The sequence below is a fragment of the Hymenobacter gummosus genome (assembly GCF_003970915.1).
Taxonomy (GTDB): Bacteria; Bacteroidota; Bacteroidia; order Cytophagales; family Hymenobacteraceae; genus Solirubrum; species Solirubrum gummosum.
The window spans coordinates 240,912-258,135 of the sequence record NZ_RXOF01000002.1; the positions used below are offsets into that span (position 1 = coordinate 240,912).

The following is a 17,224-nucleotide window of genomic DNA, read 5'->3' on the forward strand; positions in this document are numbered from 1 at the left end:
CCGCCACCTACGAAGCGCAAACGCCCTTTCTCGGCGGGAACAATAACAGTAGTAGGGCGTCTGTGCATTGATTATCAGTTGGTGCCAGTTCCGAGGAAGGTCCTTCGCCAAGGCTCAGGATGACGTTCTTATTTCGTGACGTTCTTATCTGCCGTTTTGCGCGCTACTGCTTCAGCACCAGCTCCTGCATGGTGCCATAGTTGTCGTAGCCGGAGGTGATGACCCGGTCGCCGGGCTGCAGGCCGCCCAGCACTTCGTAGTAGTCGGGGTTCTGGCGGCCCAGGCGCACGTCGGTGCGGTAGGCGCTGCGGCCGTCGGGGCTGAGGCGGAACACCCAGTTGCCGCCGGTTTGCTGGTAGAAGCCGCCCTTGGCCAGCAGCAGGGCTCGGGTTTCGTCGCCCAGCGCCAGGCGAATCTGCAGCGTCTGGCCGCGGCGGATGGCCTTGGGCACGGCCTCGGGGAAAACCATGTCGACCTGGAAGGTGCCCCGGTTGACCTGCGTGTACACCTTCCGGATTTGCAGCGGGTACGCGCGGCCGGCCACGGTGCAGCTGCCGCGCAGGCCCGGCACGATGCGCGTGATGTAGTGCTCGTCGATGTCGGCGCGCACCTTGTGGCCGCTGATGGCGTCGAGCTGGCCCAGGCGGGCGCCCTTGTTGATGTTCTGCCCGATTTCGGCGTCGAGCGAGGTCAGCTGCCCATCGATGGGGGCGCGCACCACCAGGTCGCCCACTTTGCGGCGCATCAGCGCCAGGGCGTTTTGCATGCGGGCGTAGGAGCGGGCGGCCTGGGTGGTTTCCTGGCGGGTGGCCGAGGAGTCCTGGCGCAGCATGGTGCGGCTCAGGCGGCGGCGGCGCGTCTGGTAGTGGTAGGCGTTTTCGGCCTGCTTAAAGTCCTGCAGGGCAATGACTTTCTGCTCGTACAGGGTTTTCTGCAGCTTATACACCCGCTCGGCTTCCTGGTAGGCGTTGTCGGCGTCGGCCAGCTGGTTGAGGCGGTTGTTGGTGTTCTGCTGGGCCGCGTTGCGCGAAAGCTGCATCTGGGTAAACAGGTTCAGCACGGCCGTTTCCTGGTTTACCAGGCTCAGCTCCAAATCGGCGTTGGAGAGGCGCAGCACCGGCTGGCCTTTCTTCATCAGGGCGCCGTCCTCCACGTATTTTTCCTCCACCCGGCCGCCTTCCAGCGCGTCGAGGTAGATGGTGGTTTCGGGCAGCACCACGCCGCTGACGGGAATGAACTCCTGGAAGGAGCCCTGGTGTACCTCGCTCACGCTCAGCCGCGCCGGGTCCACGTTCAGCTGACTGGGGCCGGCGCCGTAATAGAAGCTGCCCACGGCCAGCAGCCCCAGCAGGGGCAGGCTGCTCATCAGCAGCACTTTGCGGGTGGTCCACTTCTTCGGGGTAATAGCTCGGTCCACGGGGTGAATTTTTTTACGCGGGGCCGAAAAAAATATTCGGCCGTTTGCCCGATTTGGCGGCCATTGCCGTGCCGGAAATGCAAGTAGCTTATTTTCAAATCATTGCTAAATAGTCGTTTCCGGGCGGTGTTCGGTTTTGATACAATCAGTGTGCGGTGCTGATACAGTCGGACGGCAGGCGTCCTCAGGCTCCCCGCGGCAGGGCAGGAGCGGGGCCACGGCGGGGCTTGATTTTGCCCCCGAAAATTGCCGTGCTTTGTCGGAGTCATTCGGCCACCGGGGCGCCTTTCTGTTGCAGCCCTGCGCGTTTCCTGGTTGCGCGGTACCCACGGCAGTTGGGCTCTTTTGCGAGTGTAACCTATTGCCTGCCACTATCATGCGCTAGTTGCCAGTTGGCGCGGACGCCAAGAAGCAATGATGCGTCTCTAGCCGGCCTGCCCCGCTTCGCCGCCCCGCGGCCCATTTCTGTCCCGATTACTCCTGCTCCCGCTATGAACCTGCGCGCCGCTTCCGTCCTCGTGCTCGACGACGACCCCGACATCCTGACGGCCGTGCGCCTGCTGCTCAAAACGCAGGTACGCGAGGTGACGGTGGAGCGCCGCCCCGAAGCCCTGCCCGGCCTGCTCGCCGCCCGCGCCTTCGACGTGATTCTGCTGGACATGAACTACCACAGCGCCATCAACACCGGCAACGAGGGGTTTTTCTGGCTGCGGCGCATCAAGGAGCTGGGCTCCGCGGCGGCCGTCATCATGATAACGGCCTACGCCGACATCGACCTGGCCGTGCGCGCCCTCAAGGAAGGCGCCGCCGACTTCGTGGTCAAGCCCTGGCACAACGACAAGCTGCTGAGCACCATTCAGGACGCGCTGCGGCCCCTCGGTGGGGCGGAGGCCGGCAAGGCGGCCGCGGTGCCCGCCCGCGCCGGCGGCGCGCCCAATTTGCTGGGCTCGGCCCCGACCATGCAGCAGATTTTTCGCACCATCGAGAAAGTGGCGCCCACCGACGCCAACGTGCTGGTACTGGGCGAAAACGGCACCGGCAAGGATTTGGTGGCCCAGGCCGTGCACCGCGCCTCCGCCCGCGCCGCCGGGCCCTTCGTGAAAGTCGACGTGGGGGCGCTGACGCCTTCCTTGTTCGAGTCGGAGCTGTTCGGGCACAAGAAGGGCGCCTTTACCGACGCCCGCGAGGACCGCGCCGGCCGTTTCGAGGCGGCCCAGGGCGGTACTTTGTTTCTGGACGAAATCGGCAACCTGGGGCTGGCCCAGCAGGCCAAGCTGCTCACCGTGCTGCAAAACCGGCAGGTCACGCGCCTGGGCGCCAACCAGCCCACGGCGGTGGATATTCGCCTGATCTGCGCCACCAACGTGCCCCTGAGCGAGCTGGCCGACGAGCGGCGCTTCCGCAAGGACTTGCTTTACCGCATCAACACCGTGGAGCTGCTGGTGCCCCCGTTGCGCAGCCGCCCGGCCGATATTGCGGGGCTGGCCCGGCACTTTGCGGCCCAGTACGCGGCCAAGTACCACCGCCCCGCGCCCACGCTCAGCCCCGCCGCCCTGCGCCGGCTGGAGCAGTACGCCTGGCCCGGCAACGTGCGCGAGCTGCAGTACACCATCGAGCGGGCCGTTATCATGGCCGACACGGCCGAGCTGCAGCCCGAGGACCTGCACTTCTCGCAGCTGGAGCCTACGCCCGCGGCGGCGGCCGAAGTGGCCGACAACCTCACGCTCAGCGCCGTGGAGCGCAACGCCATTCTGCGCGTCATCGAGAAGCACGGCGGCAACATCACCCGGGCGGCGCAGGAGCTGGGCCTCACGCGCACGGCCCTGTACCGCCGCCTCAACAAGCATGCGCTCTAGCCACCGCCTCTGCCTGGCCGCCACCGTGCTGCTGCTGGCCGCTGCGCTGGGCGCGGCGGCCTGGCTGCTCACGCAGCACCGCGGCTTCTGGGCCCTGCTGTGCCTGCTGCCGGCCGGCTGGGCCGTGGTGGAGCTGTACCGCGGCCCGGCCCGGCTGCTGCGCGAGGTCGACGAGTTTGCCGAGGCGGTGCGCTACCGCGACTTTTCGCGGCAGTACGGGCGGCGCGGCGGCCGGCCCGAGCTGCAGGCCCTGGACCGCAACCTGCAGGAAATCAACGCGACCTTCCGCGCCATCAGCCGGGAAAAGGAGACGCAGCAGCAGCACCTGCAGACCATCCTGGAGCTGGTTCAGACCGGCATTCTGTCGTACGAGCCAAGCTCCGGGGCGGTGTGGTGGCTGAACGGGGCGCTGAAGGAAATGCTACGCCTGCCCCAACTCAAGAACCTCAGCGGCCTGTCCCGGCGCTACCCCGCCCTGGCCGCCCAGCTGACCGCGTTGCGCCCCGGTCCGCCCCAGCTGGTCGCGGTGCCGGTGGGTACTGGCACGCTGCGCCTGCTGCTGGCCGCCAGCGTGTTTCAGACGGAAGGGCGGCGCTACAAGCTGGTGGCGTTTCAGAACGTGGGCGAGGCCCTGGACGAAACCGAGGCCGGCGCCTGGCAGAAGCTGCTGCGCGTGCTCACCCACGAAATCATGAACTCGGTGGCGCCCATTGCCTCCCTGGCCGAAACGCTGCAGCAGCGCCTGCACGCCGCCGACCCCGCCGACCCCGACCTGCGCGAAGACCTGGAGCTGGGCATTGGCACCATCAAGCGCCGCAGCGACGGGCTTCTGCAGTTTTCGACCACCTACCGCAGCCTGAGCAAAATCAGCGCGCCCAACCGCCAGACCCTGCCGGTGTACGAGCTGTTCGAGGCCGTGCACCAGCTGCTGCTGCCCAAGCTGCAGGCCCGCGGCATCAGCCTCGACCTGGTGCTGCCCGACCCCCAGCTCACCCTGCAGGCCGACCCGGTGCTGCTCGAACAGGTGCTCATCAACCTGGTCATCAACGCCATGGACGCCCTGCTGGGCCGCCTCGAGCCGCGCATTACCCTCAGCGGCACCGCCGCCGAAGCCGGCCGCGCCACCCTCAGCGTGGCCGACAACGGCGCGGGCCTGGACGCGGAAACGGCCGAGCAGGTGTTCGTGCCCTTCTTTACCACCAAAAAGAACGGCAGCGGCATCGGGCTGAGTTTGTGCAAGCAGATTCTGCTGCTGCACAAAGGCACGATTCAGCTCCGCTCGGCCCCGGGTGTGGGCACCGTCGTCACGCTGCAGCTGTAGCCTAGTGGGCCGCGCAAAAAAGAGGCGCGGCTGCTCTACGGCTGCCGCGCCTCCTGACGCTTTGGTGACGATTAGCCGCTAGTGCACCACCCGGATAAGGTACTGCGGAGCGTCGGCGGGGCTGCTTTCGTCGCGGAAGGCACCCACGCGGCTGGGCCCGTAGCCCAGGTTGACTTTCACCCACTCGTCGCGGGCGGGCAGCAGGCTGAGAATGTCCTGGCGCAGCGTGCCGAGGGCGTCCTGCAGGTTCTGCTGCTTCAGCGTCAGCTCGTCGGCGGTCTGGTCGAAGCTGCCGGTGGGGGGACGCTGCTCGAAACCGCCGGTATCGGGGGCGGGCTGGGCTACTTCGGCGGCGTGCGAGCGGGTGGCCACGGTGAGCTGGCGCAGCTCTTCTTCGGCCGCGAGGTAGGCGGTGACTTTCTCTTCGAGCGGGAGCAGGTTGGGGTCGAGGTAATCGAGGTTGGAGGCCATGATTGAGAGAACAATGGGTCGGTAGCTGAACGGAAGCCGGCGCGGGAAGGATACAGGGCCGCGGAGTTGCACAAGCCGGCGCCGACGCAACGGAGTCGCCCTGGGCGGCGCGGCGCGTCCGCCGCGGCCGGAATTATATCACCGGATTGGTGCCCGGGCCGACCGGCTCAGTCAGCGGCTTTCGGGCGGTTGCGCTGGCACTTCTCGCCGCAGTATTTCACCTCGTCCCAGCTACGCGCCCATTTTTTGCGCCAGGCAAAGGGCCGGCCGCAGGTAGCGCAGACCTTGGTGGGCAGGGTGCTTTTGGTGTAGCGCGGGGTGGGAGCGGGAGCGGCCATGCGGCGGGCGTTGAGGTGCTATCTGGGTTTACTCGGCCGCCGGCTGCCGGGTTGTCGTTACCTTTGCGGGCTTTTTGCCTTTCCCGTCATGAATCGTTTACTGTTGATGCTGCTGGCCGTCAGCATGGGGGCGCTGCTGCCCGTGCAGGCCGCGCTGAATACCCGCCTGGCCCGCGCCACCGACGGCCCCATCGTGGCCGCCCTGGCCTCTTTTTTCGTGGGTACGCTCACGCTGCTGCTCATTGCCCTGGCCGCCGGGGTGCGCCTGGGCAGCATGGTGGAGGCGGCCCGCAGCCAGTCGCCCACGGTGTGGCTGGGCGGCGTCATCGGGGCCCTGTACGTGGGCTCGGTTACCCTGCTCACCCCGCGCCTGGGCGTGGCCCTTACCTTCGGCCTGCTCATTGCCGGGCAGCTCATCCTGTCGGTGCTCTTCGACCACTTCGGCCTGTTTGGCCTGCCGGTGCAGCGCTTGTCCCCGGGCCGGGTGGCGGGCGTACTTTTGCTGCTCGTCGGCGTAGTTCTTATTCGTCGGTTTTAAATGGCTAAATGGCTACATGGCTGAATTGTTAAATGGTTAGATGGTTGATTGTTCTTAAACGACCAGCCATTCAGCCATGTAGCCATTCGGCCATTTAACAATTCAGCCATTCACCAATCAACCCCATGGCTTCCTCCACTTTCGACCCCATCGGGGCCGCGCTGGCCGACTACGCCGCCGGCCAGACCGAGGCCACCATCACCGTGCACAGCAACGTGGCCGAGGATGAGCCGCTGCCCGCCAAGTACTTCTTCCGCACGCTCTGGGAGATGCCCGAGCTGGAGCGCGTGGCCCTCGACGAGTGCCGCGGCCGGGTGCTCGACCTCGGCGCCGGCGCCGGGGCCCACGCCCTGGAGCTGCAAAACCGCGGTTTTCAGGTCAAGGCCATCGACGCCTCGCCCGGGGCCGTGCAGATGATGCAGCAGCGCGGCGTGCGCGAAGTGGCCTGCCACGACGTCTTCGAGCTGAGCACCCGCCTCAGCGAGGAGCGGTACGACACCCTGCTGCTGATGATGAACGGCCTGGGCCTGGTGGGCACGCTCGAGGGGCTGGAGAAATTCCTGGACCTGGCCAAGCCCCTGCTGGCCCCCGGCGGGCAGATTCTGGCCACTTCCTCCGACATCAGCTACCTCTACGAGGACGAGGACGGCGCCTTGGTGTTCGACCTGAACGGGCCTTACTACGGCGAGGTGCAGTACCAGATGAGCTACCGGGAGCAGACCGGCCCGGAGTTTCACTGGCTGTTTGCCGACCCCACCATCGTGCAGGATTACGCCGAGGCGGCCGGCTACGAGGTGGAGTTCGTGGCCGAGGACGAGCAGCAGCAGTTTCTGGTGCGCCTGACCAAGCTGTAAGCCCGGCACCGTGGCGCGCGGCCGCTTTGCCTGACTTGCCCGCTCGCCTAAACTTTCGCGCGCCGCGGCGGTTACATCGGCTTTCCGGAGCCCCGCGGGGCCCTTTTTGCCCAACCTAGCTTCATGCAGTACGCCAAGCACTACCCCGTCCGCTGGGCCGACCTCGACCCCAACGGCCACATGCGCCACTCGGCCTACAACGACTACGCCGCCCAGCTGCGCCTCGACTACCTCACCGACGCGGGCTTTCCGCTGGCCCAGTTTGCCCGGCTGGCCATCGGCCCCATCCTGTTTCGCGAGGACACGCGCTTTCTAAAGGAAGTCAGCCCCAACGAAACCATCAAAGTGGACGCCCAGCTGGCCGGCCTGAGCCCCGACGGCAGCCGCTGGCGCATCGTGCACACGGTGTACAAGCAGGACGGGCGCGAGGCGGCCACCATCACCGTCGACGGGGCCTGGCTGGATTTGCGCCTGCGCAAGCTGGCCGTGCCCCCGCCCGAGCTGGCCGAGGCCCTGAGCCAGCTCACCCGCCACAGCACCTACGCCGACATCGAGCGGCGGCCCAAGGCGGAATAGCCCGACCAGCGGCGGCGCGTTACGGCGCCGCCGTTTTTTTGCCCCCGGCCGCGGCCTCGGGCAGCGGGGCCACGCCCAGGGCTTTGCTGATGCGCGTGAGCTGCTGGCGGTGGTGCAGCACGTGGTCGAGCATGAAGTCCAGCGTCTGGGTGATGGTGAGCATGCCCACCCGCGGGTGCTTGAAGATGGCGCGGGCCAGCAGCGGGCCCGGAAACTCGTTGAGCAGCTGCTCCAGCTGCCGCCGGGTGCTGGCCCACTGCCGCCGCAGCTCGGGCAGCGGCGGCAGCTGGCCGGGGTCGGCGGGGGTGAGGTCGGCCAGGCGGCTGGGGGCTTTGAAGCGGGTGCCGGGCAGGCGCAAAGCCAGCCGCAGCAGGATGGCGCGCAGCCGCATCGTGAGGGTGCGCCGGCCGAGCTGGTCGGCTTCGAGCAGCTTGTGCTGCACGTACTGGGCAATGCCGGCCTCGGCGCTGAGCAGGTGGTGCACCACCTGCGCGGCCGACCACTGCCCGGGACCCGGCACGGTGTAGGCCCGCGCGCCCAGGTGCTCGGCCGCAGTCAGGAGCTGTTCAGTGGCGCGCTCGAGCTGCTCGAAGCGCAGGTGCAGGCGGTGGTTCATGGGGGAATGCGGCGGCAAAAAGGGACGAAATGAGCCAAGCTCAGCCCAAAAGGTACACCTTTGCGCCCGAATGTCTGCCTTACCCGCTTCCGCCGCCGAGGCCGCCACCGCGCGGCGTCTGACCCTGGGCCTGCTCGTCTTTTACCTGGTGTACCTGTTCAGCACCCCGTACCAGGCCCTGTACTTCGACTCGATGACGTACTGGGACCTGACGGGCCGCTTCTACTACGCCACCAAGAGCTTCAACCTGCTCTCGTTCGACTCCAGCATCCGCGGCTACCTGCTGCCGCTGCTGCTGTTTCCGTTCCGGGTGGTGGCCTACCTCGCCCACATTCCCCCGATTCAGTTCACGCGGGCCATCGGGGCGGTGGTGGCGGCCTTGTTGTTTGGCTGGGCTGCCCCGGCTGCCTGGCAGGCGGTGGTGTCGGCCGAGCGGCTGAGCTGGCGGCGGCGGCTGGCCTTTGCCGCGCTGGGCTTCGTGTTCTGGCGCGACTACTTCGTCTTCCCGCTCACCGACTTCTACTCCCTGCTGCTGATGCTGCTGGTGTTCTGGCTGGTGCTGCGGCGCGGTGGGCACCGGGGCTGGCTGCTGCTGGCCGGGGTGCTGTGCATGGCCGCCGCCAACCTGCGCCCGGTGTACGCCGGTGCGGCGGGGCTGCTGCTGCTCGGGGGCGTGTGGCTGGCGCGGCGGCAGCACGGGCTGAGCTGGCGCCTGATTGGCCGGCAGCTGGCGGTGTTTCTGCTGGGCATGGCCCTGGTCGGCGGCCCGCAGCTGGCCATCAACGTGCGCCACTTCGGCCGGTATACGCCCTTCGTGCTGACCTGGAAAAACCCCAGCGCCCCGCAGAGCCTCTACCTCTCGCAGCTGTCGTGGGGCCTGGCCGTGCAGAAGTACGAAACCACCATCGACCCGACTTACCGCGTGCCCGGCACCACCGAGCCGGAATACCGCATCATGTACGTCGACGAAGTGGGGCAGCGCATCATGGACGAGGAGCAGATTTCCTTTATCTACGGCCTGCGCGACCTCAGCCACTACCTTACCGCCGTGCGCCATAACCCCGTCGACATGCTGGCCCTGTACGGCCGGCACGTGTTCAACGGTCTCGACGTGAAGTACGCCACGCCCTACCTACCGCGGGTGTTTGGCAGCACCCTGCCCTTGTCCTTGCTGAACTACACGGTGCTGTTTCTGGCCGGGCTGGTGCTGCTGCTGCGCCGGCACCGCCGCCTCAGCTGGCCGCAGTGGATAGCCCTGCTGGTGCTCGTCGGGCCCTGCCTGCTGGCCATTCCCACGGCCATGGAGTGCCGCTTCTTCATCCCGATTTACCTATTGCTCTACGCCGTGCTCTGCTTCTGCTGGCCCCCAAACTGGCGCGCGGCCTTCCTACGCTGGCCGGTGGCCCTGGCCTACGCGGGCTTTGTGCTGCTGTGCCTGATGCTCTCGTCGAATACCCTGTGGCACATGACCAACGGCCCGCGCCTGCTCTGGCCCTGATGACGGGCCTAAGCGTAGGAGCTGTTTACCTTCGCGGTTTCCGCTGGCCCGCTACCTCCGCCGCTTGACTTCCGCCGACTTTCCGCCGCGCCGCTTTCCGCAAGGCTACCTGCCGCTGACGCTGCTCATCCTGGTCGTCTACCTGCTGTATCTGCCCTTCAGCGGCTACGAGCGGCTGGTGTACGACGCCGAGCTGTACTGGTTTATTTCCATCTACTTCCACAAGGCGGGCAGCCTGTCATTGCTGCATTTTCACGACGGCATGCGCGGCTACGTGTACCCGCTGCTGCTGCTGCCGGCGCGGGTGGCGCAGTATTACTCTGGCCTGCCGCCCATCTGGTTTGCGCGGGTGCTGGGGGCGGCCACGGCGGCCGGGGTGTTTGGCTGGACCGGGCCGGCGCTCTGGCAGGTGGCTACCGGTGCCGCGCAGCCACCCACCTGGCCGCGCCGCCTGGCTTTTGCCGCGCTGGGCTTCGCATTCTGGCGGGAGCATTTCAACTTCACCCTCACCGATTTTCCCGCCCTGGGCGCGCTTGGCCTGGGCCTGTGGCTGCTCTGCCGCCACCCCGGCCGCTGGGGCTGGGCCCTGCTGGCCGGCGTCTGCCTGGCCGCCGCTGCCAACATGCGCCCGGTGTACTTGGCGGCCGCGCCGTTCGGGCTGGCGCTGCAGTGGCTACGGCTGCCGGCCGGCCGGGGCCGCGGGCCGCAGCGGGGGGCCGTAGCCGCCGCGCTGCTGGGCGCCGCGCTGGTGCTGTATCCGCAGCTGCGCATCAACCAGCGGCATTTCGGCCAGACCACGCCGCTGGTGCTGGTGCAGGACGTCAACATTGCCCCCGGCACGCTCTACCGCGCCAAGCTGCAGCGCGGCCTAGTGTTCCAGAAGTACGAAACCACCATCGACCCCGCCTACCCCTGGCCGGTGCTCTTCTTCCTCGACCCCGAAGGCCGGGCGGTGCTGCGCGCCGAAGGCATCGGGCAGTTCGGCTCTTACGGCCACTACCTCCGCTTTGCCCGGCGCCGCCCGCTGCTGCTGCTGCGCGTGTACGCCCGGCACCTGTTCAACGGGCTCGACCTGCAGTACCCCACGCCCTACCTGCGGCAAGTATACGTGTCCACCTGGGGCCTGGCCGCGCTGAACTACACCGTCTGGTTCGGGGCCGGGCTGGTGCTCTGGCTACGCCGCCACCGTCGGCGCCGGGCCCTGAGCTGGTCGGGGGGGCTGCTGCTGGCTGCCCTGCTTGCACCTTGCCTGCTGGTGCTGCCCACCGACATCGAGTGCCGCTACCTGCTGCCCCTGCACCTGCTGCTCTACGCGGTGCTCTGCTTCGGCTGGCCCGCCGCCTGGCGTCCGGCTCGGCGGCAGTGGGCGTTGCTGGGTGCCATTTACGTGGGCTTCCTGCTGCTGTGCTTCGCCGCCTCGGCTTCGGTGCAGGCCCGGCTGGAGTTGGGCGGCCGTTCCCTGCTGGGCCACCGGCTGCCGCCGCCCACGCCGCTCTAACGTCTTTTACCGCAGAGGCACGCGAGGTTTGCATAGCGGTTCGCAGTGCTCTGACTAAGCACAAAGGCCCGGCGCTGTCAAGCGCCGGGCCTTACTAATCGTTCACAGAATCCGTGGAATCCGAAAAAACCGTCGTAATCCGTGGTTATTTGCGGTACAGCACGTCCTTCACCGCCTTCACCGTGCGGCCGATGTTGGGCAGCGCCGCTTCGATGAGGGTGGGGGCGTAGGGCAGGGGCACGTCGGCCGAGGTGATGCGCGCGATGGGCGCGTCGAGGTAGTCGAAGGCGTAGCGCTGCACGTGGTAGGCCAGCTCCGAGCTGATGCTGGCCAGCGGCCAGGCTTCCTCTACCACCACCATGCGGTTGGTCTTCTTCACCGATTCCACCAGCGTGGCGTAGTCGATGGGGCGGACCGAGCGCAGGTCGATTACCTCGGCTTCGATGCCTTCCTTGGCCAGCTCGTCGGCGGCGCCCAGGGCCACCTTCATCATCTTGCCAAACGACACGATGGTGACGTCTTTGCCGGGGCGGGCCACGTTGGCCTTACCGATTTCGAGAATGTACTCCTCTTCCGGCACCTCGCCCTTGTCGCCGTACATCAGCTCCGACTCCATGAAAATCACCGGGTCGTTGTCGCGGATGGCGGCTTTGAGCAGGCCCTTGGCGTCGTAGGGGTTCGAGGGCACCACCACTTTCAGGCCGGGCGTGTTGGCGTACCAGTTCTCGAAGTTCTGCGAGTGCTGCGAGGAGAGCATGCCGGCATTGCCCGTCGGGCCGCGGAACACGATGGGGCAGGTGTACTGTCCGCCCGACATCGACATCATCTTCGCGGCCGAGTTGATGACCTGGTCGATGGCCACCAGCGAGAAGTTGAAGGTCATGAACTCGATGATGGGGCGCAGGCCGTTCATCGAGGCGCCCACGCCGATGCCGGCAAAGCCCAGCTCGGCAATCGGGGTGTCGATGATACGCTCGGGGCCAAATTCGTCGAGCATGCCCTGGCTTACTTTGTAGGCGCCGTTGTACTGGGCTACCTCTTCGCCCATCAGGAAAATGCTCGCGTCGCGGCGCATTTCCTCGGACATGGCTTCGCGCAGGGCTTCCCGGAATTGGATGGTCCGCATGTAGATGTCAGGAAAGAAAAAGTCGGGTGAACAGAAAAGGCCGGCCCCAGCAGGAACCGGCCCGTAAAGCTACAATGCCCGGCGGGAGTGGGCAAGCTGGAAGCCGTTTGCGGAAAATAGCAAACGTTTGCGGAGCCCACCGGCCGCCGCAACGGCCGATTAAATGAAGCTTTTACAGCCGCTGCAGCTGCCAGCCGCTACCCGCGGCGGTGAGCTGATACAGCTGGCCGCCGCACTTGACGAACCGCACGCCCGGAGCAGGTTTTAGCGTATTGGCCCGGCCGACGAAAGCGCCGGTTTTGTACCAGACCAGCAGCGTATCCCCCGATTGGGCTTGCCGGACGATGCGCGTCTGCTGCGCCGAATTCGCCGAGGTCAGCACCAGCCGGTCGCCGGCGGCTTCCAGCATGGCGGCGGAGTCAGGGCTGCCGGGGGCTTTGCGGGCGGTGAGGCAGCCGGTGAGACTGGCGGCGAGGAGCAGGCCGGCGTAGGTTTTCATAGCGTAATGGGGTAGAAAGCAGGCTGAACGCTGCCAGCGGCTGGTTTGGTATTGACTGTCGGCACCGCGAAACGTCAATTAGCGGAGCAGACAGCGCTTGGACCAGTTATAAGTCAGGCCGTCAGCGGCACCAGCTCCAGCCACACCATGGCCGCGTTGACTTTCAGGCCCATTCGCTTTGGAAATAAAGCGTGAGGTCGTAGTCCGGCTCGGCGTCCTCGTCAAAGTAGATGTTTTCGAACTCATCCCGAACATTCTGAGGCGTCAGGCAAATATTCACCAGGCAACCATCTTCCGTCAGTGGATATTCCGGGTCGCGTTCCTTGATGCGCAGGAAGCTCACTCCTTCGAATAGTAGGTGCAATTCTGCCCACGGCTCCCGCTTGGCCCACTCGCCCGCCGACTTCCGCCACGAAAGGCGCAGCCGGGCCTGGCTGGGCTCGAAGTGCAGCGCGGTGAAATTGAAATTGTTGTGAAGGTCGGCGTAGCCGCCACCCGGCCATTCCAGGTCAATGTTCTGGCCGCCGAGGGAGAAGCCCAGGAATTTCATACTGCAATTAAATGAACTAAGAGTCGCTCCGCATCGGTGGCCGGAGCAAGGCCACAGCCGCAGCGCGGCGCCATGTCGGTAGAAGTGCCGGCGCACCAGAACGGCCGAGCTGCAGCGCAGCGGCATCCGTTGCTGAAGCCTGAGCGAGGTTCGACGTCCACGCGGCCCCGCTGCCATGCCGCTGCGCTGCAGCTCGGTCGGCTTTTCGACTCGTGGGTTCTGCTAATATGGCGCCGCGCTGCGGCTGTAGGGCCGCGCCGCTTACTGTCGCAGGGCCTCGGTGAAGACTTTGCTGCTGGCATAGCTGCGGAATTCCAGGTCCTCCACGGCCTTTTGGGCGTAGCTGCGGTCGATTTGCACGGCGCGGCGCAGGTACTGGCCCACGTCGCCGTCGCGCTGCTGCCGGGCGGCCAGCACGGCCAGGCAGTAGTAGGCCATGGGGTCGTTGGGCTTGATGGAGAGGGCCTGCTGGTAGATGTCGGCGGCGCCCTCGTAGTTTTCCTTCATCAGGTAGATGAGGGCCTTGTTCATGGTGTTCTGGTAGCCTTTGTCGCTGTAGGCGAGGCTGCGCAGGGCGTCGTCGGGCTGGCCGATTTCGATTTCCAGGGCGGCTTTATCGGCGAAGACCTTGTCGAGCGTCAGGCGCGGGCCGCCGAGCTTGATGGCGTAGTCGTAGTTCTGCAGGGCTTCGAGCCGGTCGCCGGCGCGGTGCCAGGCGGTGGCCACGTGGTAGAACATATCGGCCGTGGGGTTGCGGTGGGCGGCCAGGGTGAAGTTGGTGGCCGCGCGGCGCAGGTAGGCCCGCCGCACCTTGTCCGATACTTCCTTTTCGCTGCGCTCCATGAGCACCACGCCCAGGTTGTGATAGGCTTCCCAGCGGCCCGAGGTGGCAATGGCCGTTTCGTAGATGCGCTGCTTTTCGGCCAGCAGCGGCGTGAGCGTGGCCGAGTAGCGCAGCTCCTCGGGCGTCAGCGCGTCGGCGTCCACCTCGCGCTCCACGATTTTCTTCGACAGCAGGTAAATTTCCGACTGCAGGCGCTTGGGCGCGGAGTACTGCACGGCCACCGTGCCGAAGCGCATCACCGGGTAGATGTACTGCTCCAGGTAGTCGAAGTAGGTGAGCTTGTGCAGGGCCTTTTCCTGGGCCGCCCAGCCCCCGCGCGTCTCGTTGATGATGTCGATAACCGAGTCCTGCTGCTCCGGCTTCAGGGCCGAGGCCTGCACCTTGCTCAAAAACAAATCCCAGCGGCGGTGGTAGGCCTGCGTCCCGAACTTGACGGACTTGAGCGAGTTCAGGTAGGAATCGGTGTCGAGGCGCTTCTGGTAGTACTTCAGCAGGGCCTTCACGCGCTTATCGGCCAGCTGCGCGTCGCGCGAATCCAGCGAATCGGGGGAGTGGCCGGCCGCAATCATCACCTTCTGGGTGTGCTGGTTGGCTTCGATGAAGGCTTCGAGGGCGGCCACGTTGGTGCCCAGGTAGTTGCGGATGGCCGCCTGGCCCTGGTCGAAGAAAAAGGGCAGCACGCGGGTGCCGCCGCCTTCCAGGTCGGCCGGCGGCTCGGGAATGTACGTCACGGGCTCCACCTGCCGCACCACCAGGCGCGACGGGATGGATACGCCGCGGGCCAGCATCACTTCCTGTTCGGCCTTGAGCACCTTGCCGCCGGCTTTCAGCTCGCGCACCTGCGGGCGGGTCAGCAGCTGCCCGGGGTTTTTGCGCGGCTCGAAGGGGAAGACCACCGGCTTGCGCACCACCACAAAGTTCTTGTCCTGCTCGTCGTAGAGGTACTCGCCCAGCAGGAAGCGGATGGTGCCCACCGTGTCCTCGCGCAGGCCGTTGTCGCAGCGGTAGCGCATGGGCAGCTCGTACACGGCGCCCTTGCGCAGGTGGGCCGCCGGCACGCGCACCTGGATTTCGCCGAGCACGTTGTCGCCGTTGGCCTCCAGCACCGGCGGCCGGGCCGAAACTTGCTGACCCTCTTGCGCAACCCGCAGCATCTTGGGTAGCGTACAAGCGGGGAGAAAGGCCGTGGCCCCGACCGTGAGCAGGGGCAGCAGCGCATGGCGCGAAACGTTCATGCAATTAAATTCAGACAACAAAATCAGCAGCCTTAACGCAAATTGCGGCGCTTTGGACACGTAAGTAACGAAGTTTGCAAGCCGTTGGGCTTGCCTGCCAACTGCCAGCGAGTTACCTTTTCAGCCTAACTGCCCTGAACCCCAATCGGCTATGAAACGCATTACCGACTTTATCGAGCAGCAGAGCTTCGGCGTTTGCAGCGCCATGGGCCGCCGGCTGGGCTTTTCCACCAGCAGCGTGCGGCTGTCGTTCGTGTACGCCTCCTTCTTCACCTTCGGCTCGCCCATTGTGCTCTACTTCGCGCTGGCCTTCTGGATGAACGTGCGCCGGGCCATGCGCCGGCAGCGCAGCACCGTGTGGGATTTGTAAGGCTGCTCTTCTGAACTCAGAAACCGGCCGGGTGGCGTAGCGCTGCCCGGCCGGTTTATTTTCTGGTGACGAGATGTTCGGAAGTTGGCTCCCGCAGAGGGGCGCAAAGGAAACGCTGAGGTGTGCAGAGCGCGACCGAATCAGGGGAGTAGCTGGCTGAAGCGACGCTTGCCCTGCCCGAAATACGCCCAAACGAGGCTGCCACCGTAAGTGCCCGTCCGCTCGTGGGTGCGCAGTACGGGGCGGGCTAGCTGCCGGCGCTGCCGCCAGTAGCCCAGCTTCGGCCAGAAGTGCCAGTGGGCGCGCAGCACCGCCGCGGCGTCGCCGGTGTCGCCTTTGAGCAGCATCTGGGCGGCGGCTACGGCGTCGAGCACCGTGCGCTGCAGCAGGGTGGGCCATAGCTCCGCGGGCGCCAGGTTTTTGTAGAGCAGGGCCAGGCCGTTGCGGAAGTTCAGGTAGGTCTTGCGCGGGTTCGACTTGGGCAGGGTGCCGCCGCCCACGTGGTACACCGTGCTGCCGCCGTGGTACCACACCTCGTAGCCCGCATTTTGCATCCGCCAGCACAGGTCGATTTCCTCCATGTGGGCAAAAAACGCCGGCTCCAGGCCCTGCAGCTCGTGCCAGGCCGCGGCGCGCACCAGCATGCAGGCCCCGGTGGCCCAGGCTACGGGCCGCGCATCGTTGTACTGGCCGTGGTCCGATTCGAGCGTGTCGAAGAGGCGGCCGCGGCAGAAGGGGTAGCCCAGGCGGTCGAGGTAGCCGCCGGCGGCCCCGGCGTATTCGAACTCGGCTTTGCGGTGAAAAGCGCGGATTTTGGGCTGCACGGCGGCGGCTTTGGGGCGCTCCTGCAGCAGTTGCAGCGGCGCCCGCAGCCAGTCGGGCGTCACCTCCACGTCGGAGTTGAGCAGCACATAGTACCGATACTCGGGCAGCTGGGCGAGGGCGCGGTTGTAGCCTTCGCAGAAGCCGTAATTTTCGGGCAGCGGCAGCAGCTGCACCTGCGGATAATTCGCCTGCAGCCAGGCTAGGGAGTCGTCGGAGCTGGCGTTGTCGGCCACCACCACGCGGGCCGCGTCGGAATGGGCCAGCACCGACGGGAGAAACTGCTCCAGCCAGCGCCGCCCGTTCCAGTTCAGGATGACCACGGCCACGTCGGCGGCGTACCTGGTCACCGGCAGCTCCTTAGAGGCCAAAGCCGCTCAAATCAACGCCCGGAATGTTGGGCAGCAAGCCCTGGGTGCGCTGCTTCATGTGGTCCTTGGCCTTGTCGCCGGCTTCCTCCATCACCTTGTTGACGGCGGCCACCACCAAATCGGCCAGCATGTCGCGGTCCTGCGGGGTAAGCAGCGTCTCGTCGATTTCCAGCTTCAGCAGCTGGCGCTTACCGTTGGCCGTGGCGCGCACCAGCCCGCCGCCGGCCTCGGCCGAAGCGGTGATTTGCGGCAGCTCGTCCTGGGCTTGCTTTACTTTCTCTTGCAGGTCTTTCAGGCGACCCATCATGCCCATCATATCCATTCCAAACATGGCGCGGGAGGTTATCGGGGAAACAACTAGGAGGAAAAACACGCAGGCCCCGGCCGTTGCCGGGCCGGGGCCTGTGCGGGCGCCAAAAATACG

Annotated in this window: 18 protein-coding genes; 8 read left to right on the top strand and 10 right to left on the bottom strand. The window is 66.3% G+C overall.

The window, feature by feature from the left end; genetic code table 11:
* Positions 1-163: 163 nt before the first annotated feature.
* The gene (locus EJV47_RS04320) at positions 164-1,417 is read right to left on the bottom strand and encodes an efflux RND transporter periplasmic adaptor subunit (RefSeq protein WP_126691915.1); all 1,254 of its coding nucleotides are present in this window, start codon (positions 1,415-1,417) and stop codon (positions 164-166) included.
* Positions 1,418-1,908: 491 nt separating this feature from the next.
* On the opposite strand from EJV47_RS04320, the gene EJV47_RS04325 reads away from it, so the two are divergent.
* Positions 1,909-3,273: a sigma-54-dependent transcriptional regulator gene (locus tag EJV47_RS04325; protein ID WP_126691916.1), complete on the top strand. Its 1,365-nt coding sequence runs from the start codon at positions 1,909-1,911 to the stop codon at positions 3,271-3,273.
* Positions 3,263-4,594, top strand: coding sequence for a sensor histidine kinase (locus EJV47_RS04330; protein WP_207895825.1), 1,332 nt, complete (start codon positions 3,263-3,265; stop codon positions 4,592-4,594). The genes EJV47_RS04325 and EJV47_RS04330 overlap by 11 nt, the downstream gene beginning before the upstream one ends.
* 78 nt (positions 4,595-4,672) lie before the next feature.
* Here EJV47_RS04330 and EJV47_RS04335 read toward each other — a convergent pair whose 3' ends face one another.
* Complete coding sequence (locus EJV47_RS04335; RefSeq protein ID WP_126691917.1) at positions 4,673-5,065, bottom strand: hypothetical protein; 393 nt, start codon at positions 5,063-5,065, stop codon at positions 4,673-4,675.
* 167 nt (positions 5,066-5,232) lie between these two features.
* On the bottom strand, positions 5,233-5,403 hold the full coding sequence (locus EJV47_RS04340) for a DUF2256 domain-containing protein (RefSeq protein ID WP_126691918.1): 171 nt from the start codon (positions 5,401-5,403) through the stop codon (positions 5,233-5,235).
* 88 nt (positions 5,404-5,491) lie between these two features.
* Here EJV47_RS04340 and EJV47_RS04345 point away from each other — a divergent pair, with 88 nt between their 5' ends.
* The 3 genes from EJV47_RS04345 (at position 5,492) to EJV47_RS04355 (ending at position 7,371) form a co-directional block, all read left to right on the top strand.
* The gene (locus EJV47_RS04345; protein WP_165903613.1) at positions 5,492-5,941 is read left to right on the top strand and encodes a DMT family transporter; all 450 of its coding nucleotides are present in this window, start codon (positions 5,492-5,494) and stop codon (positions 5,939-5,941) included.
* 125 nt (positions 5,942-6,066) lie between these two features.
* Entirely contained in the window at positions 6,067-6,795 is a 729-nt protein-coding gene (locus EJV47_RS04350) for a class I SAM-dependent methyltransferase (protein ID WP_243651005.1), read from the top strand.
* 123 nt (positions 6,796-6,918) lie between these two features.
* Complete coding sequence (locus EJV47_RS04355; protein WP_126691921.1) at positions 6,919-7,371, top strand: acyl-CoA thioesterase; 453 nt, start codon at positions 6,919-6,921, stop codon at positions 7,369-7,371.
* A 19-nt stretch (positions 7,372-7,390) separates the two neighbouring features.
* Here the strand turns inward: EJV47_RS04355 and EJV47_RS04360 are convergent, their stop codons facing one another.
* Positions 7,391-7,987: a DinB family protein gene (locus EJV47_RS04360; RefSeq protein ID WP_126691922.1), complete on the bottom strand. Its 597-nt coding sequence runs from the start codon at positions 7,985-7,987 to the stop codon at positions 7,391-7,393.
* A gap of 70 nt (positions 7,988-8,057) precedes the next feature.
* On the opposite strand from EJV47_RS04360, the gene EJV47_RS04365 reads away from it, so the two are divergent.
* Both EJV47_RS04365 and EJV47_RS04370 read left to right on the top strand, forming a co-directional pair.
* On the top strand, positions 8,058-9,485 hold the full coding sequence (locus EJV47_RS04365; protein WP_126691923.1) for a hypothetical protein: 1,428 nt from the start codon (positions 8,058-8,060) through the stop codon (positions 9,483-9,485).
* Between the two features lie 64 nt (positions 9,486-9,549).
* Positions 9,550-10,983, top strand: coding sequence for a hypothetical protein (locus EJV47_RS04370; RefSeq protein ID WP_126691924.1), 1,434 nt, complete (start codon positions 9,550-9,552; stop codon positions 10,981-10,983).
* A gap of 145 nt (positions 10,984-11,128) precedes the next feature.
* Here EJV47_RS04370 and EJV47_RS04375 read toward each other — a convergent pair whose 3' ends face one another.
* From EJV47_RS04375 to EJV47_RS04390, 4 genes are all read right to left on the bottom strand, one after another.
* A complete protein-coding gene (locus EJV47_RS04375; RefSeq protein ID WP_126691925.1) occupies positions 11,129-12,109 on the bottom strand; it encodes a pyruvate dehydrogenase complex E1 component subunit beta in 981 nt (326 codons plus the stop codon).
* Between the two features lie 172 nt (positions 12,110-12,281).
* Positions 12,282-12,608 (bottom strand): hypothetical protein, encoded by a 327-nt coding sequence (locus EJV47_RS04380; protein ID WP_126691926.1) that lies wholly within the window; start codon positions 12,606-12,608, stop codon positions 12,282-12,284.
* Positions 12,609-12,771: 163 nt separating this feature from the next.
* A complete protein-coding gene (locus tag EJV47_RS04385) occupies positions 12,772-13,158 on the bottom strand; it encodes a hypothetical protein (RefSeq protein ID WP_126691927.1) in 387 nt (128 codons plus the stop codon).
* Positions 13,159-13,419: 261 nt separating this feature from the next.
* Positions 13,420-15,237, bottom strand: a complete 1,818-nt coding sequence (locus EJV47_RS04390; RefSeq protein WP_126691928.1) for a tetratricopeptide repeat protein — start codon at positions 15,235-15,237, stop codon at positions 13,420-13,422.
* 151 nt (positions 15,238-15,388) lie between these two features.
* Here EJV47_RS04390 and EJV47_RS04395 point away from each other — a divergent pair, with 151 nt between their 5' ends.
* On the top strand, positions 15,389-15,607 hold the full coding sequence (locus EJV47_RS04395) for a PspC domain-containing protein (RefSeq protein ID WP_126691929.1): 219 nt from the start codon (positions 15,389-15,391) through the stop codon (positions 15,605-15,607).
* Between the two features lie 140 nt (positions 15,608-15,747).
* On the opposite strand, the gene EJV47_RS04400 is transcribed toward EJV47_RS04395, so the two are convergent.
* Together EJV47_RS04400 and EJV47_RS04405 are read right to left on the bottom strand one after the other, a co-directional pair.
* Positions 15,748-16,779 (bottom strand): glycosyltransferase family 2 protein, encoded by a 1,032-nt coding sequence (locus EJV47_RS04400; RefSeq protein ID WP_243651006.1) that lies wholly within the window; start codon positions 16,777-16,779, stop codon positions 15,748-15,750.
* Between the two features lie 10 nt (positions 16,780-16,789).
* Positions 16,790-17,131, bottom strand: coding sequence for a YbaB/EbfC family nucleoid-associated protein (locus EJV47_RS04405; protein WP_126691930.1), 342 nt, complete (start codon positions 17,129-17,131; stop codon positions 16,790-16,792).
* Positions 17,132-17,224 lie beyond the last annotated feature (93 nt).